This is a genomic window from Pedobacter miscanthi, assembly GCF_032678605.1.
Taxonomy (GTDB): Bacteria; Bacteroidota; Bacteroidia; order Sphingobacteriales; family Sphingobacteriaceae; genus Pedobacter; species Pedobacter miscanthi_A.
The window spans coordinates 288,093-309,440 of record NZ_JAVTSU010000002.1; the positions used below are offsets into that span (position 1 = coordinate 288,093).

19 protein-coding genes and 1 tRNA gene are annotated in these 21,348 nt (G+C 38.2%); 14 read left to right on the forward strand and 6 right to left on the reverse strand.

Annotation, left to right across the window (positions count from 1 at the left end; all coding sequences use genetic code 11):
• The first annotated feature begins 190 nt into the window (after positions 1 to 190).
• The 8 genes from R2R28_RS04080 to R2R28_RS04115 all read left to right on the forward strand — a co-directional run bounded on the left by R2R28_RS04080 (position 191) and on the right by R2R28_RS04115 (position 9,832).
• Positions 191 to 349 (forward strand): hypothetical protein, encoded by a 159-nt coding sequence (locus R2R28_RS04080; RefSeq protein ID WP_316824432.1) that lies wholly within the window; start codon positions 191 to 193, stop codon positions 347 to 349.
• A 349-nt stretch (positions 350 to 698) separates the two neighbouring features.
• Complete coding sequence (locus R2R28_RS04085; protein WP_316824433.1) at positions 699 to 3,950, forward strand: TonB-dependent receptor; 3,252 nt, start codon at positions 699 to 701, stop codon at positions 3,948 to 3,950.
• 334 nt (positions 3,951 to 4,284) lie between these two features.
• Positions 4,285 to 4,443, forward strand: a complete 159-nt coding sequence (locus R2R28_RS04090; protein WP_316824434.1) for a hypothetical protein — start codon at positions 4,285 to 4,287, stop codon at positions 4,441 to 4,443.
• Positions 4,444 to 4,717: 274 nt separating this feature from the next.
• Positions 4,718 to 5,287 carry an XRE family transcriptional regulator gene (locus tag R2R28_RS04095; RefSeq protein WP_316824435.1) on the forward strand — a complete coding sequence of 190 codons (570 nt, stop codon included), beginning with the start codon at positions 4,718 to 4,720 and terminating at the stop codon, positions 5,285 to 5,287.
• Positions 5,288 to 5,378: 91 nt separating this feature from the next.
• Positions 5,379 to 6,269 (forward strand): alkaline phosphatase, encoded by an 891-nt coding sequence (locus R2R28_RS04100; protein WP_316824436.1) that lies wholly within the window; start codon positions 5,379 to 5,381, stop codon positions 6,267 to 6,269.
• Between the two features lie 179 nt (positions 6,270 to 6,448).
• Positions 6,449 to 7,768, forward strand: coding sequence for a DUF5690 family protein (locus R2R28_RS04105; protein ID WP_316824437.1), 1,320 nt, complete (start codon positions 6,449 to 6,451; stop codon positions 7,766 to 7,768).
• Positions 7,769 to 8,103: 335 nt separating this feature from the next.
• Entirely contained in the window at positions 8,104 to 9,264 is a 1,161-nt protein-coding gene (locus tag R2R28_RS04110; RefSeq protein WP_316824438.1) for a TIGR03364 family FAD-dependent oxidoreductase, read from the forward strand.
• Between the two features lie 491 nt (positions 9,265 to 9,755).
• Positions 9,756 to 9,832 (forward strand) — tRNA-Asn (locus tag R2R28_RS04115).
• A 133-nt stretch (positions 9,833 to 9,965) separates the two neighbouring features.
• Here R2R28_RS04115 and R2R28_RS04120 read toward each other — a convergent pair.
• The 4 genes from R2R28_RS04120 to R2R28_RS04135 all read right to left on the reverse strand — a co-directional run bounded on the left by R2R28_RS04120 (position 9,966) and on the right by R2R28_RS04135 (position 13,337).
• Positions 9,966 to 10,220 carry a hypothetical protein gene (locus R2R28_RS04120; RefSeq protein ID WP_316824439.1) on the reverse strand — a complete coding sequence of 85 codons (255 nt, stop codon included), beginning with the start codon at positions 10,218 to 10,220 and terminating at the stop codon, positions 9,966 to 9,968.
• 135 nt (positions 10,221 to 10,355) lie between these two features.
• Positions 10,356 to 10,997, reverse strand: coding sequence for a DUF2971 domain-containing protein (locus R2R28_RS04125; RefSeq protein WP_316824440.1), 642 nt, complete (start codon positions 10,995 to 10,997; stop codon positions 10,356 to 10,358).
• Between the two features lie 35 nt (positions 10,998 to 11,032).
• A complete protein-coding gene (locus R2R28_RS04130) occupies positions 11,033 to 11,362 on the reverse strand; it encodes a hypothetical protein (protein WP_316824441.1) in 330 nt (109 codons plus the stop codon).
• Positions 11,322 to 13,337 (reverse strand): PHP domain-containing protein, encoded by a 2,016-nt coding sequence (locus R2R28_RS04135; RefSeq protein ID WP_316824442.1) that lies wholly within the window; start codon positions 13,335 to 13,337, stop codon positions 11,322 to 11,324. The genes R2R28_RS04130 and R2R28_RS04135 overlap by 41 nt, the downstream gene beginning before the upstream one ends.
• Before the next feature lie 274 nt (positions 13,338 to 13,611).
• On the opposite strand from R2R28_RS04135, the gene R2R28_RS04140 reads away from it, so the two are divergent.
• The 4 genes from R2R28_RS04140 to R2R28_RS04155 all read left to right on the forward strand — a co-directional run bounded on the left by R2R28_RS04140 (position 13,612) and on the right by R2R28_RS04155 (position 17,273).
• Complete coding sequence (locus R2R28_RS04140; protein ID WP_316824443.1) at positions 13,612 to 14,202, forward strand: hypothetical protein; 591 nt, start codon at positions 13,612 to 13,614, stop codon at positions 14,200 to 14,202.
• A gap of 484 nt (positions 14,203 to 14,686) precedes the next feature.
• Entirely contained in the window at positions 14,687 to 15,130 is a 444-nt protein-coding gene (locus tag R2R28_RS04145) for a DUF6932 family protein (protein ID WP_316824444.1), read from the forward strand.
• Complete coding sequence (locus tag R2R28_RS04150) at positions 15,127 to 15,657, forward strand: hypothetical protein (RefSeq protein ID WP_316824445.1); 531 nt, start codon at positions 15,127 to 15,129, stop codon at positions 15,655 to 15,657. Before R2R28_RS04145 ends, R2R28_RS04150 begins: the two co-directional genes overlap by 4 nt.
• The gene (locus R2R28_RS04155) at positions 15,657 to 17,273 is read left to right on the forward strand and encodes a KGGVGR-motif variant AAA ATPase (protein ID WP_316824446.1); all 1,617 of its coding nucleotides are present in this window, start codon (positions 15,657 to 15,659) and stop codon (positions 17,271 to 17,273) included. The genes R2R28_RS04150 and R2R28_RS04155 overlap by 1 nt, the downstream gene beginning before the upstream one ends.
• 17 nt (positions 17,274 to 17,290) lie before the next feature.
• Here R2R28_RS04155 and R2R28_RS04160 read toward each other — a convergent pair whose 3' ends face one another.
• Positions 17,291 to 18,061: a metallophosphoesterase gene (locus R2R28_RS04160; protein WP_316824447.1), complete on the reverse strand. Its 771-nt coding sequence runs from the start codon at positions 18,059 to 18,061 to the stop codon at positions 17,291 to 17,293.
• Positions 18,062 to 18,798: 737 nt separating this feature from the next.
• A complete protein-coding gene (locus R2R28_RS04165) occupies positions 18,799 to 20,046 on the reverse strand; it encodes a hypothetical protein (protein WP_316824448.1) in 1,248 nt (415 codons plus the stop codon).
• Positions 20,047 to 20,194: 148 nt separating this feature from the next.
• Here R2R28_RS04165 and R2R28_RS04170 point away from each other — a divergent pair, with 148 nt between their 5' ends.
• Positions 20,195 to 21,064, forward strand: a complete 870-nt coding sequence (locus tag R2R28_RS04170) for a carboxypeptidase-like regulatory domain-containing protein (RefSeq protein WP_316824449.1) — start codon at positions 20,195 to 20,197, stop codon at positions 21,062 to 21,064.
• Between the two features lie 90 nt (positions 21,065 to 21,154).
• On the forward strand, positions 21,155 to 21,322 hold the full coding sequence (locus tag R2R28_RS04175) for a hypothetical protein (RefSeq protein WP_316824450.1): 168 nt from the start codon (positions 21,155 to 21,157) through the stop codon (positions 21,320 to 21,322).
• Positions 21,323 to 21,348: the final 26 nt, after the last annotated feature.

Here is a 21,348-nt window from a genome sequence, read left to right on the forward strand (position 1 = left end):
GTAATAGTTTAAAAATAAGCATGTTACGTAAAACATGCATTTCCAGCCAGCTAGGCCGCAGCACCATATCCCCGTTCTACGTAAATCCGGCCTAACAAATTTTTCGCCCCCCACTATTCTAGCCATACCCCTGACTTCGAAAGAAAACGGCGTAAGCCCTCATGAATACCATTGAAAATTACATCAAAAAATGAATAAATTTTCAGCCGGTGGTTTTTGTTTTTTCACTTGTTTCTATTTTTTTAATTGTGTTCAAGCTAGCTTCGCTGGTCTTTTTGGCAGCAAAAAGAAAGAGCCCATCGGCGGCGGCGAGCCGGGGAAAAACTGTGCGGATGGACAACGTCACTAGTATTCATTTTTATACAATAAATTATCCCTCAGGGTGACATTTCGCGTGTAAAATCGGTTAACTTATTAATCGTGTAACCGAATCCCAACTCTAAACCCCCAACTAGTCTAAGTACTTCCGGCTAAATACTCCGGACTATCTAAATCTTCATCAAATCTTCATCTTTCAGTTTGATATTTGAGCATATCGCTCTTCATCTTGTTCCGGCTTAAAAAAGGCTGTTAAGGAATTGTTTTGCCATTATTTAATTCGCATTTTCATACTGTTAATTCAAGGTTAAACTTAATCTGTTGTTAATATTGAATTAACATTAAGGCTGTTGTTTTGTACCAAAATAAAATAACAGAAAATGAAATCACGTATACTATCCCTAGTAAGTATTCTTGTGCTCCTGGTCACACTTGCACAGGCACAGGTTACAACATCTAGTATTAATGGAAAGATTAAGGATAACAAGGGTATCATCCCGGGTGCAACCGTTGTTATGGTGCATGTTCCTACAGGTACAGTATCTAAAGGTTCATCAAATGAAAACGGCCTTTACCGCATCGGTAACTTAAACCCAGGCGGACCGTACAAAATCACGGTAACCTTTGTTGGTTATAGTCCGGTGGTAAAAGAAAACATTTATTTAACCCTGGGTTCTGATGTAAAACTAGACATCGATCTTCAGGAACAAGGCAACCAATTGGCCGAAGTAAGTGTTAAAGGTCAAAAAGGCGGAACAAAATCTGGTGCAGGTACAAGCATTGGCGAAGGTCAGATTAAAACCTTACCAACCATGAACCGCAGTTTGCAGGATGTTACCCGTGTAACGCCTCAGGGCAGTAAAGATAATACCTTTGGTGGTACCAACTTCAGGTACAATAACGTAACCATTGATGGTGCGATTAATAACGATGCCATTGGTTTCAGTCCTTCATTAGGTGGCCAGAGCGGAAGTTCGGGTATGCCGGGAAGCAGTACACGTACCAACCCGGTTTCGCTTGATGCTATCCAGGATGTTACCGTGTTACTTTCTCCTTACGATGTTAAAGTGGGTAACTTTTTAGGTGGTAGTATTAACGCGGTTACACGTGGTGGTACCAACGAAGTAGTAGGATCGGTTTATGGTTATGGCCGTAACGCTTCGTTAATAGGCAAAAACAAAATTGGCGATAACAGTAAAGAGCCTTCAGCTTTTCACGATTATCAAACTGGTTTTCGTGTAGGTTTCCCGATTATTAAAGATAAATTATTCTTCTTTACCAATGAAGAGATTACCCGCCGTCAGGATCCGGTAATTTTAGGTGCAGGATCATCTGATATGAAATTGCTTACATTAGCAGAAGCACAACAAATTTCTGACCGCATGAAAACCGCTTATGGTGTAGATGCAGGTTCGTTTGGTGATTATAACATTTATTCGCAATCTAATAAATTCTTTAACCGTTTAGATTGGAATATCAACGAAAACAACCAGTTAACGATCAGGAATAACACCATTATTTCTAAAGCAACAAACTTAGAAAGAGATCAGTCTAACTTCAGGTTTGGCGGTATCGATTTTAAACAAAACAACAACCAAACTTCAACCGTTGCCGATCTGAAAACCCGTTTTGGAAATTCGGCTACCAATAACTTAATTGTAGGTTACTCTACCGTTCACGATTTCCGTGATCCGCTTTCTAATCCGGCTCTGCCGCAGATTGAAATTGCTTCAAACGGTGGAACATTGTTTTTAGGTACCGACCGTGAGGCCAGTATCTTCAACATGAAACAGAACACTTTCGAATTTACCGATAACTTTACTTACAGCACCGGTAACCATACTTTTACCGTTGGTACACACAACGAATTTTATAAAATCAACTACGGTTTTGTAAACTCATGGAATGGCCGTGTGGCTTATAGTAGCGTTGCCGATTTCCTGGCTAACCAGCCAAACAGGGTACGTACCAGTTATAACTATGATGATAACAGCCGCGATAACATTATTGCCAACCCAACTGCAGAATTTAATGTGAACATGTACAGTGTTTACGGTCAGGACGAAATCCGTATTGGCGACCGTTTTAAATTAACACCGGGTTTACGTTTTGATATGGCAAACTTGCCAGATATGCCATCATTGAGTTCAAAAACAACCAACTCTCCTGTTGATCCCAACTACGGTACAACTTATACCTACACGCAGCCATCATCAATTACCGGAAAATTCCTGAACAAAATACAGATTTCTCCTCGTGTTGGTTTTAACTTCGATGTATTGGGTAACCAAAGTTTGGTTATGCGTGGTGGTACCGGTTTATTTACCAGTCGTGTTCCTTTTGCATGGATCGGTTATGCTTATTACAACAACGGTGTAAACTACGGTGCTTTTGATAAATCGTATGTTTATACAAGTACAGATCCGACTAAAATCGTGAAACCGGCTGCGGGTTCCGATCCGATTAAAGATGCTTTAACCGGTAATGGCGAAGCAGGTTATGTAACTAACCAGGGCGTAAATGTTAAAGATGCCAATGGCGCTACACAGGTAGATTTAGTTGATAATAACTTTAAAATGCCAAAAGCATGGAGAAGTAATTTAGCTTTCGATTATAAAACAGATGATCAGTGGAAATTTACAGTTGAGGGAATTTTTAGCCAGGTGATCAAAGATGTGCAGTTTCAACAGATCAACTATGTAGATAATCCAAAATACATGGTTTATGATACACAGAAACAGATGCCGATTTATTCAGGTACCAAAATTAATCCTTTATATACCAATGCCTACCTTTTATCAAATACAGATAAAGGATACAAATACAGTTTAACAGCACAGGTAAGTAAATCACTTCCTATGGGCTTAGATATGATGGTGGCTTATACCTACGGAAGGTCGAAAGATATTGCCAATGGTATCCGCAACTCGATGGAGTCTAACTGGCAGTTAAACCAGGCGCTTAATCCAAATAATCCAGGTTTGGCTTATTCTAACTTCGATATCCGTAACAGGATTATCTCTACCATCAATTACAGGTTAGATTGGTTTAGAAACAATAAATATGTATCTAACTTCTCATTGTTCTTCAGCGGTCAGTCGGGTTCACCATACTCATTGGGCTTAGTGAACACAAGGATCAATGGAACGGGACAAACCGTAAGTTTAATGTATGTGCCGGCTGTAGGCGAAACACAGAAATTCTTTGCCAATACACCGGATGGAATTGCACAGGCTGCAGCGTTTGATAATTACATTAATGGTGATAAATACCTAAGTACCCGTCGTGGCGATTTTACTGAGCGTAACGGTGCACGTACCCCTTGGAATGTTCAGGCCGATTTCCGTTTCTCGCAGGATATTCAGGTGGCAAAAGGAAAACACCCACATGTGCTAACTTTAACTTACGATATTGTTAACCTAACCAACCTGGTAAATAAAGATTGGGGGATTCAGTATTTTTCTCCTAATACTTATAACTCTATGGCAAGTGTGGGTGTTAAAGTACAAACAGCAGGTACACCAACCGCATATCCGGTTTATACCTTTGCTCAAAAAGATGTAACCTCTTATTCAAAAGATTTCTTTGCCTCACGTTACCAGATGCAATTGGGATTGAGATATAGCTTCTAATCTTTTTTAATAAATATATATAACGGTCTGACCTCAAAAAGGTCAGGCCGTTTTTTGTTTAACGCACGACGGATTTATATAGAAAGGTCGTCATTTCGACCGTAGTGGAGAAATCTATCCAGATAGATTTTTCATTTCACAAACTGTTATCCTGAGCGGATTCGAAGGATATTTCGCCGAACCATTAAGCCACGGATGCACGGAAACGCGGAGATGTTTTAATTGAAATAATTATTGCAGGCAATTAAACAATTAAACTTTCTTAATCCCCACCTGTCCAAATTAAACACACAGCGTAAAGCTTGATTTATTTTTTTACTTAAAAGGTTAGGTTATGAAAAAGATTGTAAATGCGTTGCTCTTATTGGTTTTGGCGTTAAATTTTAGTGCATGCGTAGTAAGTGCACGTGCGCCACGTGCCCACTGGGTACCCGGTTATTATGTTGTTGGTCCACACGGTGGCCGCCACTGGGTGCCTGGTCATTACCGTTAAAATTTCTATCGGCCGGTGTTTCACCGGTCGATTTTATGATTGTTATTTCTCTTCGTATATCTTCTTGAATCTGCGGGAGGATTTTCCGCTTTGGTTCCTGCCGATCAAGCAGATCACCGCAGAATTTTGATCTCTGTGTACTCCATGGTTTCTCTTTGTTTTCTCTGTGGTTAAAACCATTGTTTGTTATCACAATTGGGTGTAACTAATGTGATGTTTCATTTATATTACAGGAATAAATTATACATTAGCGTTATTAATATCTATTTTAACAATGCAGGAAGAAATCCTTTTACAGATAAGCGGAAAAATTAAAGAAAGACGTAAAGAACTTGGCATTACCGTTCAGGAACTTGCAGATAAAGCAGAAGTAAGCAAAGGCTTAATTTCACAGATCGAAAACAGCAGAACCATTCCATCCCTTATGGTGCTGATGGATATTATTAAAAGCCTGGAGATTGATTTAAACAGCTTTTTTAAAGACATTAACTTTCATAAAAAGGATGCCCCGGTACTGGTAAAACGAAAGGATAATTACCAGAAATTTGAAAAAGAACAGGCTGTTGGTTTTAACTATTCCCGTATTTTAACCAAAAATATTAAGTTTTCTACTGCCGATTTTGTGCTGCTCGAGCTCGAAGTAAATGCACACCGGCCGATGGTAAAAACCGAAGCGTTCGAATTTAAATACATGATAGAAGGTAAGGTAGAATACCAGTTTGCGAAAAAGAAAGTTACGCTCGAAAAAGGCGATTCGATGCTTTTTGACGGCAGGCTTTCGCATACCCCTGTTAACATTGGTAATACCAAGGCATTAATGCTGGTTGTTTATTTTTTCGAGTAACAATTTAGTAAACAAAGTTTATTAATACTTAACGAATATTTATCTTCATCTTCATAAATCGATCCTAGTTTTGGGTGATAAAATTATGAATATGAAAAAATTTCTAAAAAGCACTGTTTTGTTGCTTTGCATAACGGTGCTGGCGCAGGCACAACCAAAAAAAGTTAAACATGTGGTCCTCATCGGTTGCGATGGCTTTGGTGGATATGCTTTGCAGGAGGCCAATATGCCAAACCTTAAAGCTTTAATGGCTAAGGGCTCGTGGACTGATAAAGCGCGTTGTGTGCTGCCCTCGTCAAGTGCCGTTAACTGGGCTTCTTTATTGATGGGCGCTGGCCCAACCGAGCATGGTTATACCGAATGGAATAGTAAAGTGCCCGAAATCCCTTCAGTAACTAAAACTTCTTACGGTATATTCCCCACCATCTTCAGTGTAATCAGAGATCAGAAAAAAACCGCCAAAACCGCTATTGTTTACAGCTGGAATGGTATCGGTTACCTCTTCGAAAAAGAAGCGATAAATATTATCGTTGATGGGAAAGAAAAAGATGATTTCTGTACCGATACGGCAGCTGCAATTATCAGGAAAGAAAAACCTTATTTCACTTTTCTGCATTTAGATGAACCTGATGGTACCGGCCATTCAATCGGTCACCGTACACCAGAATATTATAAACAGCTCGAACTGGTAGATCAGCGCATCGGAAAAATTGTAAAAGCAATACAGGATGCTGGCATTGCGGATGAAACCATTATCCTCGTTACTGCCGATCATGGCGGAACCGGTAAAGGCCACGGCGGTAAATCGCTTGATGAAGTGCAGATTCCCTGGATTATTTCCGGTCCGGGCGTACATAAAAACCACGAATTAAAAGAGGTGATCATTACTTATGATACCGCAGCTACCCTTGCCTGGTTAATGGGTTTGCAACAACCGCAAAGCTGGAGGGGAAAGCCGGTGTTAGAGGCTTTTAGTAAATAATTTTTAACTGTTATGCAGATTTAACAATTTGATAACTTACCATTTGTTTACAAATAATAAACATTGTTTACTATTGTGTTTTAATGTGATTATGATGGAAATTAAGTTAATCTTGTTGGATAAAGGGGTAGCCAAAGCAAAAATAACCTGGGTATTAAAGTATATCAATCAATAACGTGATGAGCCTGCTTCATATTGCCCGTAAAAAAGCGCACCAATGGCCTTATTGGCTGGTTACTGTTATTGGTGGTGTGGCCGCCTTTGGTTGTTATACCAGTATGTATGCCTTTAGGAAAGCCTTTGCCTCGGCTACTTTTGAGCATCAGGAATTTCTGCACATTGATTATAAGGTTTGGCTGGTTATTGCCCAGATGTTGGGTTATACCCTGAGTAAGTTTTACGGGATCCGTTTTATTTCCGAATCGGGGAAAAGCAACCGTGCCAGGAGCATTATTTTCCTGATCCTTTTTTCGTGGCTGGCCCTGCTTGGTTTTGCGCTGATACCTGCACCCTACAATATTGTATGTCTCTTTCTCAACGGCTTTCCGCTGGGTATGATCTGGGGTTTGGTGTTCAGTTACCTCGAAGGAAGAAAAACAACCGAATTTATGGGCGCATTAATGTCTATCAGTTTAATTTTTGCTTCTGGTTTTGTTAAAACAGTGGCCCGTACGCTCATGTCATTTGCTTCAGTAAGCGATTATTGGATGCCTTTTCTTACCGGTTTGGTTTTTTTACCTGCCTTGTTCCTGTTTGTTTTTTGTTTGGAAGTAATTCCGCCACCTTCAAACGAGGATCAGGAACTACGTACCAAACGGGTACCTATGGATGCAAAACAGCGACGAAAGTTTATCGCTACATTTTTGCCGGGCATTATCCTTACCATTATCATATATGTATTGCTAACCTGTATGCGCGATATGCGCGATAATTTTGAGGTAGAAATCTGGAATGGTTTAGGGATTCATAACAACCATATTTACACGCAGGTTGATACGCTGATTTCGGTGGTGGTACTGGTTATGATGGGGCTTTTAATCCTGATTAAAGATAATTTAAAAGCTTTTACTGTTATCCATATCATGATTATTGCCGGTTGTTTATTGATCGGCGTAAGCACTTTCTTTTTCGACCGGGGATTTATGGGGCCAGTTACCTGGATGGCTTTGTTGGGGATGGGCTTGTATATGGCCTATATCCCTTATAATGCCATTTTCTTTGAACGAATGATTGCCAATTTCCATTATAAAAGCAATATTGGCTTTATTATGTATGTGGCCGATTCTATTGGTTATGTAGGGAGTTTTTCGGTGCTGATGGTGCACGAATTTGGCGAAACCAATATCAGCTGGATGCATTTTTTTAAACAATGTTTGTTTGCTGTTCCGATGATTGGTGGGCTATGCAGCGTACTTTCGCTGATTTATTTCAGAAGGAAAACACTGGCAGTTAATAAAAAGATGAAGATAACAGAGCAGATGGTTTTAACAGGGAAATAAGTGAGGATTTATAATTGGTGCAATTTTTTACCATTTATCGTCATTATAAGAAGGCTTTTTCAGCTGACGAAGCAATCTTAATAGTGGCCGTAAAGCATGAAAGATTGCTTCGTCGTTCCTCCTCGCAATGACGACTTTTCTATTTGGAATTTGTTAATGGTAACGGAGCGCAGCGAAGTCGAGGCGGCTTTTATAAACAGTATCGTCATTCCTAACCCGATAGCTATCGGATCGAGATGACGACCCTTCTTCTCATTGGAATGACGGAAACGTGATTAAAAATAATATTAATGCAGATGCCTTTTAAACGCATCTCACACAAAAAATAAATAAACATGAATAAACATTTCGATCTTATTGTAATTGGTGGAGGCATATTGGGTACTTTCCACGCCTACCATGCCTTACTTTTAGGTAAATCGGTATTGCAGCTCGAAAAAGATAATTTTCCTGTAGGCGCTACCGTACGCAACTTCGGCCAGGTGGTGCCATCGGGTATGGAGGCGGAGTGGTTTGAGTATGGTGTGGCCGGTTTAGAAATTTATAAATCCATCCAGCGCGAATTTGATATTTCCGTACAACAGAACGGTAGTGTGTACATTGCATCAGACGATGACGAGCAAACCTTGATTCATGAGCTGAAAGCACATTATGATACCATTGGTTACGAAACAGCATTGCTTAACCAGGCTGCGATTTTAAAAAAATACCCGGCCATTAAATCATCCTACGCCAAAGAGGCTATATTTTTTCCACAGGAAATCAGTGTGGCGCCAGATCAGATGATTCATCGCTTGCATCAGTTTATGCAAACGAAATTCGAAAAGTATACCCTGACATATAATAGTCCGGTTACTGCCTGCGAAAGTAAAGGTACTGGCGTAGAAGTAGGGCTGAAAAACAATGCTGAACTTTTTACGGCCGAAAAAGCGATCATCTGCAACGGTTATGAATTTAAATTACTCTATCCCGAACTGTTTAGCGAGAGTGGCATTGTGGTAAGTAAATTACAAATGATGCGCAGTATCCCCATGCCTGATGTAGCTTTGGAAGGTAATATTTTAACCGGTTTAACCACCAGACGTTACGAAAGTTTTGAGCATTATTGCCCTTCGTTTAAAAGTATTAAAACGCCAGCGCATTATGATGAATTAAAGAAGTGGGGCATCCATATCCTGTTTAAAAAAGCGGCAGATAATACCATCATTATTGGTGATTCGCATGTGTATGCTGATGTAAATCATTTCGACGACCTGGGTTTCGATTTAAGTCACCACATTAACGAACTGATGCTGGAAGAAGCAGCCCGCATTGTCGATTTTGATGTGCGTAAGCTGCAGACTACCTGGGCAGGATTTTATCCGCAGCATCCAACCAAACACATTGTAACCTACGATTTAGACGACCGTATCCACATCCGTACAGCTATTGGCGGCAAAGGAATGACGGCAAGCGCAGGTTATGCCGCAGAAAGCATTAAGAAAATATTAGGTTAGTCATGCTGAATAATTAAGTGTTTTGTTGGCTAAGAACTGGTAGGAGACTAAACAGGGTTTCTAAGAGTTTTCAGTACGGCCCTTTGAAAGAACAATTAACGGTAGTAACCTTAATTGGCAGGGCAGCATTAGATATAACAGTGTTGATGATGTTAATCTGTTGCTTAAGCTTGTTAAGTAAAAAATGCTAACAGGCTGAATTTCAGTTTAAAAAAGAAGGAATGTTCCTTCGTTGCAAACGAAGGAACATTTTCTTAAATAATAATTGATTTATTTTTTGCATAAATAATTTAAAAGCGCTAATATTGCACTCCCAAAACGAACAAGTGTAAAGGTACTTCAAGTATCACAAGCCTCGTTTTAGGGAACAACCAGCACTCTTTCTTAGCTCAGCTGGTTGAGTCCCGCAGGTGCGGGATTAATCAGAGGTAAGAAACGATCAAAGGATTTTGATCAGTATTAATGAAAACACAACCAGAATAAATAAATATTCCTTCTTAGCTCAGCTGGTTAGAGCATCTGACTGTTAATCAGAGGGTCGCTGGTTCGAGCCCAGCAGAGGGAGCCAATGCCCTTCACGATATCGTGAAGGGCATTTCTGTTTTTAGCTGATTTTCAAATCATTGCATAGTGCAAATAGAGGGCGATTTTTGGTTCGAGCCCAGTGTCCGCACCCATACTGTGCAAAGCTTATAAAAAACTCAAACTTGCTTCACTAATACCTTCTTAGCGAATAGATTATAATTTATATTCTCTGGTTTTTTTGGTTCGATGCTGCTAAATTCTATAGGATTGCAGGTTTTGTTAGCATTATATAGTTTAAACGCCTGTTCTGAGAAAAAATAAACGAGGTCAATATATTTTTCTGCTTCTTCTTCTGAAAGAATTTTGCCTTTGGCTTTAAAGTCTTCGATTACCTTTTTAGTGGTAAGAGATCTTGTTAGTTGATTTTCCATTATGGTTGGTTTTGATGAACAATGCCATAATAGTTTGTTGGGCTTTAATTAAGTTAGTGAAATACTATGATTTTTTAGTTAAAAATTATTACATGCGGTACAAGTTTATTGTTGGAAGAATTAAATATAATTTGGCTATTTGTTAAATCGATTTATCCACCGTTTGTTTTCGTAAAGGGTCGATCTATTTATCCTGCTTTCCGGATTACCTCGTAAACCTGTCAAATATTTCTTTATGGTATTATAAATGGGCTCAGGCATCCTTTGGCTGATTGTAATTTTACGAATCGATTCAAGAGGTATATCAATATCAAAAAATGTAATATCATCATTTGATTCTACTAGTATTCTATATTCTTCCTCACAACGATAAGGCCAGCGTTTCGTGAATGGCATTTTGCTTATTTCTATTTCAATGTCTTTTTTCTCAACCTCCGCAAGTTTCTTATAAGTTACTTTTCCATGTTTTAAGCCAGGTGTATTCTTAATTGAATTTAACAGTTTTTCTGCATCAAACTCAATTAAACAACCACTAGTGCCATCTGCAAAAGTTTTCCAGTGATGAACAGTCTCATCGCCATGTGAGAAACAAACCGCAAATAAGTTTTTAATTTTCATTTTAGCCTTATAGGCTAAGATTACCTCAGTGTCATTTTTGTCATCCCATAATTTAGGATCTAGAAGTGTTATTTTTCTTCTTTCTAAAAGATCTAACAAAACAGGTAATGACGTAAATCGATTAAGTTTTTTAATACTTGAGTTTGATTTTGGTGCCATATTTTTAAAAAAGATTTATGTAGACCATCATTAACTTATTCTGTCGATTTATATTTTTCCAATGCACCTTTGTATAAGCTCTCACTTTCATCCTTAAATCTTGTCTTATTTAAAAGCAAATCTGAAAATTTTTCGTGCAAATTTTTATAAATAATCTGGTGAGCTTTGTTTGATAATATATCTTCCTTAAATTCTTCTATTTCAAAGTCTTCGGAAACAGCTTTGCTAAGAAGGAAGAAAAGGTCATCTTTTGTAATCAGATCAATTTGAATCCAATCCGTTGTACCCTGTTCATTTTCCTTAATAAAAAAGCCTTTGTTATCTTCAATTTTTAAGTATTTCATAGCTTGTTGTTCTCCTATCATCGTATGCTTGTTTACCTGCTTCTAAGCAGCTTAATAAAATATCATAGTTATCAATAGACTCACCATCAGCACTTTTTAGTTGTTTATCTGAAGGATAGCCGTAGAATAATTGGTACTTAACCTCATCGCCAGCGATTTTTTTCTTGGTATAAACAATAAAATCTGGCCTTATGGATGCACCAACGGTACTGTTATGCGTCACAATCACTACTGGTATTTCCTTTGAAATTTCTTTTAGCAACTCATTCACATCATTTTTAAGGAATAAATTATCAAAAGATGATTCGGGCTCATCAATCAACAATAGGTCATATTGAAGTGCATCCCCAATTTCATGAAGCAAATTAAACTCTGAACGCTCTCCACCTGAAACACTAAAGCCGTGTTTATTTAGCGTCTTATATTCTATATCAACAAAAAACTTATGGTATTCCGTTTCCTCAAGTCCAATTTCTTTCAAGGAGTTTAAAAATGAATATGGGTTGCCATATTTAGTGAATGGTATGGTAAAGGCGATCTGCTTTCCACTTTTAGTCTTCATTTGTTGTGCACCAGTATATTTTTTAGTCCTTGCAACAACCTTAAATCCCCTAATTTCTTTCTTGTCAATTTCCCGTTCATTTTGAATAGCAGCTATGACTTGATTGAATTTTTTAACTTTTTCATTCTCAAGGACAATGCGATAAAAATCGATTTCAGCTGGAGGAGTTGTTGCAGTTCTAGATTTAAGCTCATCCTTGGTTTTGGTGATTAAATCGTTAAGCCAACGCCTTTTTAGGTTCGTTTCGTTTAGCTCAATATGTTTAGTTATTAAATCAATAGCTAAATTTTTAAGTGATTCTTGACTTAAATGCTTGTTAATCAAATCTTGGTATTCGGCGTTTTCAATTAGCAATTCTGTGGCGTCAATTAACTTTTCCAGACTTTTAAGATCAAATTCAGGAAATAAAGTCTCACTGAACAATTTTGCTTTGGAATAACTATCTAATTTCTCACTTTCCGAAGCAAACTTGATAAGAGTGCTAAGATATTTTTCCGCATCAATTTTATTGGCTTTTAGATCAATATTCACAGTATCACTAACAACTTCTTTCAATTCCTTTAAAAACTGCTCGTTAACTGTGCTGTGTCTAGTGGACAATAAGGATTTAAATTTTTCCTCGTCATTTTGTAAAAGCGCAAATTGCTTTATGTATTTGACATTTTCAAAAGATTTTGTTATTCTCTCTAATGTATGAGTTTTACCTGTTGATCTTTCACCGAGCATAACATTTAGCCCTGTCGAAAGAAACAAACCATCATCCGTAACCTGAAAGTATTTATTACCATCGCTACTAGAAAGGCAAACCTTGGCTTTATCGGCAAGGCAAGATTTTATGCCTCGAAGTGTAACCTCGGCTAAATCAATGAAGGTTTGTCTTGTTGGGAAAGACTGAATTCCGTTTACAATTCTTACGTCACTAAAAATTACTGGCGTTAATTTGCTGCTATCTTTTGAACATGCCTTAAATTTTCGAGTACTAGTAACCTCTCCAGCCAAAATGTTGGGACTTAGCTTAAGAATTGTGTCTGCTGAAATATTTGGTTTCTTTTCATAATGGGGAATCAATAAATATCGACTTAAGTCAGGAAAAATTGCATTTAATGTTTCAACAGTTATACTGTCACCCTTGGAAACTATATGCATAGTAACCTGCTTGCACTTTGTATCAAAGTCAACCAGTTCAGTATTTTCAGATATTAAAAGCAAGTGTCCTTCTTCTAAATTAATTTCAATTCCAGGAAGTACTTTGATATTTAGCTCCTCTACAATTAAATTGAATTGCTCCAAGTTGAATAAATTGTGATTTGTAATTGCAATACAATCTATATTTAATTTACTTACATATTCTTTTAATGTGTCGAGACAAAATTCAAATTGTGAATCACTTAATGGTGATGGACAGGTATGAACATGTAGGTCTATTTTTTTCAATTTATTGAGCGTTAGTTATTTTTGATTAAATAAAGTTAATCATTTGTAAACCAGACTGGCTTAATAAATTACAATAACCAAAGTGTTAATATGGCAGAGGTATGAGTTTTAAAATTAAAACTCGATTATAACTAATCTATCGAATTTTCTTTATCTTTTATCGATCTAAGTTTAGCTCATCAAAGAATCAATTTCAGTAAAAACGCCACAATGTCATAGAAAAAAATATGGATACAAAGTTGATAGCCTTATAGCTTAACATAAAGAAATTTACATGAAAATATTTAGACAAAAAGGATCGATATTAAATTTGTTCCAAATTAACGACAAAAAAATCGTTGCGGAAATCAATGATTTAACGGAGCAAAGTCTACTTAATACTGAGTTGGAAACATTAACAAATAGAGTGTATGATAAATTTGAAATTAGCTCTGATTTACTGTTCTCTACAGCCGATGCTAAATCTGAGGTGAAGATGATCCCAATACCTCAAAGGCGTGGATTATATTCTGCTTCAGTTGATTATACTTTTAATATAAAAGGCAATGTTGAATTGCTCAATTACCAACCAGTAAAACAAAGCAGAATTGCCTACATAGAAGGTGGTCTAACGAATAGCAACCTTGTTGTTACTGTTTTTACCCAGTGGTCAACTCCCGATCTAAGTGACAAAATAAAAAATGAGGTTAAGAAGACCATTGTTTTGTATGTTGAAGACATAGAAAGTAATATTTTACGTCTTAAAGAAGAGGTGGAAGATTATAATAGCAGTAGAAAAATCGAAATTCTAAATCTCATTACCAAGCGTAAAACAGCCGTAGAGGATAAAAAGAAACTAAATGATAGTCTTAATCCATTTAAATAACTTTTTATCACAATCAAGTCTTGTACATTGACACAAATGATACCCTTACGATATCGTGAAGGGTATTTTTGTTTTTAGCTGATTTCCAAATCGTCGCGTAGTGCAAATAGCGGCCGATTTTTGGTTCAAGCTTTACCGTACCCCATACCGTGCAAAGCCTCTAAAAATTTAAAATTGCTTCACTAAATCTTCTTAGCGAATAGACAATAATTTATATTTTCTTTTTTTGGTTCGATGCTGTCAATTCGATAGGATTCCAAGTTTTGCTACCATTATAGAGTTTAAAAGCCTGTTCTGAGAAGAAATAAGGTAAGTAAATATATTTTTCTGGATAAAGATAATTTTCGCTGATTGAGCGTCGACATTTGAAGGCTTTTTATAGTCGAGAACAGATAGTTGTTAAAAAATGAGAAATCTTAAGATTATTTAAATAAAGACAACAAATTTGTTGTCTAATTGTTATATTTGACGAAATCCAATAATCTTGATACCCAATTTCGATAACACAGGCTACCTGCCAGAAGGCATCTATGATGCAACAATCGCTGAATATGAGCAGCGGTTCGTTTACAATGTTGTTAGAAAAGAAATCCATGCTGGGCTGTTAAGACTGCTTAAAGAACTTAAAACAATTGGCTGCAAATCTGTCTTTATAGATGGGAGCTTTGTTACTTTGAAGGAACATCCCAAGGATGTTGACGTCTGTTGGGATAACAGAGGCGTTGATCTGGCCGAGGCTGAAAAAAAGTTACCAATTCTTTGGGATATGACCCATCCACGGCTAGCGCAACAAACCCTTTTTAGGGCAGATGTTTTTCCCGCATTTGCTCTCGAAGTTGGTTCAAAAAAGATGTTCCTAGATTTCTTTCAGCAAATCAAACATGAGGAACACATAAAAAAAGGAATCATTAAAATTGATATATTATGATTAAGAACGCAAAACAAGCAAAGACCACTCAAAATAAACTTAATCAATTGATTCGTGAACGGGATGAAATGTTGGCTATGCAAGGTCAACCAGATTCTCCAGGTTCAAGGCTAGTGCTGAACGGATTTAATGGACTAATTTCAGATTTACAACACCAGTTAGATGAATATCAAAACCTAACCAGTGGTAAATTTAGTTGTGTTGACCCTAAGGATATCAGCGGACTACCAAGAGCATTGATAGCCGCTAGGATAGCCCAGCGCATTACACAAGGCCAGCTTGCTGCGCTGTTGAATATACATACTCAACAAGTACAGCGAGATGAGGCGACTGAGTATGAAGGTGCTTCTCATACAAGAATCGTGGAGGTGGCACGCATACTCAAAGTGGACTGCAGAATTGGAAAGACCTATTTAATGGATGTCACCCAACCGATGCACTTCGTACTGCCCCAGGGGGTGAGCCAGCAGACCGTTGAAGATATGATAAGCGCTGTTCGCCAAAATGGTTCAATTCTGATTGACTAATGAAAACGATAACTTTCTATTCGTATAAGGGCGGCGTTGGCCGTTCTCTCGCATTGAGCAGGATTGCCATCAGGCTTTCTGAGCTTGGTAAAAAAGTATGTGTACTAGATTTTGACCTTGATGCGCCCGGGCTTAGGTTCAAGTTTGTTAACTATGTTCCATCCAGGGATATTACAAGGGGCATTGTCGACCATATCTATGACTTTTCCAAAAAGGGGAAAATTGGACTTGAGATTCAGGATTTGGTTGTCGAACTCAATCCTTCTAATGCTACTCATGCCCCGATCAGTTTCATATCGGCAGGGGACATCAACAGCAGTGATTATTGGAAAAAGTTGTCGATGATAAACTGGGCGGAAATGTTCTATGGAGAGCATCCGCATGGGGTCGAGTTTTTTTTAGACCTGAAATCAAAGATAGAAACAGATATTTCACCCGATTATTTCCTGATTGATTCAAGGACAGGCATTACCGATATCTCCGGCATTACCCTCAGGCTACTTGCCGATCAAGTGGTGGTGATGGCAGTGCACAATACCGAGAATTTGTTCGGTTCCAAGAAGATCATAAAGAACCTGCTTTCAAGGTCATTCCCGGGAATGCCACCTAAGATTAATTTTGTGCTTTCAAGGCTGCCCTATACCCCAGCGGAGATAGATATGGAAAACAAGGTCATCGAGGATGTTAGGGAGGAGTTTGAAGAACTCTTTGAACTGGCCGATTTTCCGATTTCGGTGATTCATTCCGATGAGCAAATTCAGATCGACGAGGCTGCAGTTGGAAGCAGAGAATCTGATAAAAAAAAACCTTCCTCAACGACCAAGGACTATCTAGATCTTTTTGATAGCATCACAAAAGACAGCCTGAATTCAAATGAATTTATTGAGAAGGCCCGCGAGGCCGAAAGCGATCATTCAAGGTATATGATGGAGAAAGATCCGGCCGCTAGGATGAGATATATCTCCAGGGCCATTTCCCTTAATCCAAATAAATATGAGTACTGGGCTTATCGTGGAATAGAATATTTCAAGCTAAAGGAATTTGATAAGGCCATTACCGACTACTTAAGAGCGATTGAACTGAACCCAAACGATCCGGTGTTGAGGTTGAACTTGGGTGTTTTCTATCAGTGGATAAAGGATTATGACCGTGCACTATATTTTCTCGACCAGGCCGATCCCGATAATGAACGTACTCATATTGCCAAGAGCAAGGTTTATGAGGCTATGGGAGAACTGGACAAAGCGATAAGCTCCCTTCATACAGCGATTGAGCTGGACCCTATGAATGACCAAGCGCTGAACTCAAGGGCGCACCAGTTGCGTTTAAGGGGGGATTATGAAGAAGCATTTGTCGATGTATCAAGGGCGATCGAGATTAATTCAGGGGTGGCGCATTACTTTGCAACCCTAGCTGAGATCTATGCCATGCAGGGGAAGCTCAGCGAGTTCTATCTGAATATTTCTATCGCACTTTCGAAGGGGGTCACTGCAGCAGGACTGAAAAGTGCTAGCGATGTATATGAAAAATTTAGAGGCGATCCACGTTTTGAAGAACTGTTGAGGAAGAATAATCTTTTTATAGAAGATATCTTTGAGGGGGAGACCGAAGAATAACGCTTTATAGCAAAATGTTAATGAGCCATAGGCAGTTCGATGCATTGTGATGTATTGAACTGTCCATGCTCGTTGTGGGAAACGTAGCCGAGCTGATTGGTAATCAGGGTCGTTTCCCCTATCTTAAAACCTGATACCTTTTGGTGGTGATGGCCATAGATCCAGTAATCCGCACGAGAAGTCTTGACCAATTCGTCAAGATCTGTGGCAAAGGCCTCATTTAGGGCGCTCCCCAGATACTGGGGTGGATAATGCCGGAAGGTAGGCAAATGGTGACTGATGACAACAGTATTTCCAACATATTCCTGCTCAATTATATTTTCGATATAGGATACGCTCTGACTGTGGAGGGCATTGTATTTTTTTACACTTAGGCTGTTCCCATCATCCTGGATTAGGTGGAAGTCGCTCATCCCGCGACGAATGTATTTTTCCTTCCCCTGGCTGATATTCGACCAGAGTGTAGAGAAGATCAATCTTGTATTACCGATTTCTACGGTCGAATTGTTGAGCAGGGTTACGTTGCGCTGTATGCTTTCGATAAATTTGCCTGATCGGTGGCTGATGTTAGAACAATAATATTCATGGTTTCCCGGCACCCAGTAACTTGCCGAAAAATGATCGCTGATGTAATTGAAAAAGTCTTTGTGCTTTTCGATCTGGTCAAACTGCACGATGTCCCCTGCAAGCAGTAGTATATCTCCCTTCGGAATGATTGGGTTGGATTTTAGGAATTTTGCATTTTGAGAAAACTCAAGGTGCAAATCGGAACAGTACTGAAATTTCATAAGCTATTATATTGAACAATATAGTTAAAAGAATTGCTGGAGGCAAGGGACGCTTACCTTTAAGTTGCAATGGTTGAGAAGCATTTTGCTTTTAATCATTCTATGCCAATTGTTACTTGACTATTTCCAAGTATTTTTTTGATTTTGTTAAAATATCAAAAACATCATTGTATTATTCTAAATCATTTTCATCAATTTTTGAAATTCTAGTCAAGTCGTCTAACAAATTTCTTGAAAAGTACACAGTCTCGGGAGCAAAAGCCCGCAGCGAAAGTTGTGGGCTTTTTTTGTATTATTGAGTGATGTACTATTTTTATGTTCTCTATTCAACCACTTCTGTCAATATTATGTTGGATATAGTCATGATCCTGTAGACGCTTGCAAGAACATAATTTTTCTGAAAGGATTACCTAATACTTCAAAACATCGTCCATGGGCATTAAAGGCGGTATTTTCCTGTAGAGAAGTAGAAACAGATGCTATGCAGATTGAAAATTTTGTCAAAAAACAAAAAAGCAGAAAACTGATTGAGAGGCTTATCGCGGGAAATATATTTACAGTTGTGCTTGCTCAGCTGGTTAGCGTCGCGCACGTGCGGGATTAATCTTTGGTTCTTTTCCAGATACGATTGTCAAACTGTGAGTATTTTTACCCTTTAAGCAATATAAGGCCATTTAAGCTGATATGCTAATACACTTTTATGGTTAAGTATAAATATCTAAACGCTATTTCTAAAACTATTTCTCTCCAGTTATAAAGTCGATGAGGTAAGGCTTGATTCCTACACCATTTAAATCCCTGAAACTTTCTCCAAGCACTAGCTGATATTGTTTGTTGGGTTTTAACTGAACTTCAAATTCTGCAGTAATGCCATCTGCCGAAAATCCAATAAAATTTTTAATAAACATGGCGTTCTCCTTACCCAAAGGCCCAAAATCAAAGTTCCTGTAACGTTTATTCATGGGTTTTGAAAAGACAACTTTAAATTTGTAGTTCAAAGTATCGCCTGAATCTGCTAATCTTTCGGGTATCGCACTCAGCACAACAGGGCGGTTCTTTTCATATTCATCCTTTAACTGCCTAACCTTTTGATCGAAATAACCCGATTGATCTACATAGGTTGATAAGGCTTCCATATTGTTGTAATCGAGCTGAATCATCTTAGCAATTGCTCCGGCTTTATCTGTTGCTTGTGTATAGTATAGTTCGGCAATGGCATAACCCACATAATATCCCAGGTCTCTCACGCCAAATTGATTTTCCACATTGCTGTATAACCAAAAGCCGTTTCCGGAATTAAACATATGTAAGGAAAATGCCTTTTTAATACTTTCGGTATGCGTTTTGCCATAGGCCAGCGCAGGAGTTGTGGAAGGACTGGCCATCACCTTTTCAGAAATAAACTCAGCAACCCCTTCCATTACACATTGTGCCAGTAAATTGTCGCCCATGTTTGTTTTTTGTTGGGTATGTACATATTCATGAAGATTGGTGAAGACCAGATTATTCAAGTGTTCACCGGTCATGGCAATCTCACTCCCAATCAATACCATCTTCCCCGTGGTGGTTCCTCCACTTCTAAAGGCACCTACCGTAAAGTAGATTTCTGCAGGTTCTAAAGCCGGGTAAAGTTGTTTAAACTTGTCAATCTTAACGGCAATGGCTTTTGCATAATCTTTCGCTTTTAGCGTATTGGAACGGATGGAATTAAAATAAGTTTGTTTTTGGGTAATCATATCCAGGTATTCTTTCGGGGTATAATTCCTTGCCCGTATCATCGCTTTTTGACCGGGTGTTGCTTTCTCCAGAAATAATTGGTTGAGATACATATATTGTGCAGTCGTATCTTTTGTAGCATTGATTTTATCGTAAGCCTGCCAGAAATGATCCAGGTCCGTGGTTATCAGGTTTACGGTTTGTTGCGCCCAAAGACTTTGAGTAATGGAAGCGCATAAAAGGGTTGCAAAAAGTATGGCTTTATTCATATTAATAAAAGACACAGAAAAAAACTTTGTGTGACAGTTGGGATGTTTTTAGCATAAAAAGGGGTTAATTAATCTTTAAGGTTTGTTATATGAAGTGTTTCTATTATGGAATAACATTCTTTAGTGCATCATTTCTAAAACCTAAAGCATGAAAAGTCTACAATTGGTATTAACCAACCCTTGTACGCAGCAGTGGAGCGACATTGAACGCGCAGATGGAAACCACCATTGTAGCCGTTGCGAAAAAAATATTCTGGATCTTACAACCAAATCAGACAAGGAATTAATTCTTTTCTTTCAAAATAAAAGTGATAATGTGTGCGGACGGGTATTGGCCAGTCAGTTAAACCGGGATCTTGTTTTGCCTTCATCAAAGCTGAACTGGCATTGGTTGGTGCCTTTCGCTTTAGGCGCATTTATAGTGAGTCCGGTGCAGGCACAAAATTTAAAACCTGTTGTAGTGCCCAGCGAGCAACATCCTAAATCTTCCTTAACACCTGTTGAATTGTCACATAACCTGCCGCCTTTAAATACCAAGATCGCCGGAAAAGTCGTGGATAATTTAAAAGGTAATCCCTTAAGTGGTGTGCAGGTCAGGAAAAAAGGAGATGAAAAGGTGCTGGCCATAACAGACTCAAATGGCAGGTTCGAACTTAATATAACCGATAAGGATAGACTAAGTAGGTTCACTTTTAGTTTAGTAGGTTTTTCGAAGATGGAAACCGACATCAATGACAAAATTATTGTGAAGTTAATTGTTGAAAAGAGCACTATGTTGGGAGGCATCTCAACAATTTCGCTGGATCAAAAACCACTTTACTATGTTTATGCTGGCAAAAAAGGCTGTATACTTAATGCTTCAGGGATGAATGAACTATCGCCTGATTGGATCGAGAAAATAGAAGTGTTAAAAGATGCAAAAGCAACAGCAATATATGGCGCTAGAGGCGCCAATGGTGTGATACTGATTGAAATTAAAAAAGCCTACATAAAGAAATTTAAATTCTCGCAAAAATAGGATTAATCAGAATTGTTGGAGGGAATCAGCGTATTAAAGATAAATCTTCTATAATTTAGGTGAAAACCTTTAACTTTACCTAAAAAAAACATGAAAATATCTATTTTAACGTTGCTGCTCGCGTTTGTTACAACGGTTTCTTTTAGTCAGGAGAATAGTAGTTACAAATCATCATTAACAAAACTAATAAAAGTATCAGGTTCAGAAGCTGCTTACAAAGGTGCTTTAAATCAAATGGTTTCTATGTTTAAGCAATAGCAATCAAATGTTCCTAAGGAGTTTTG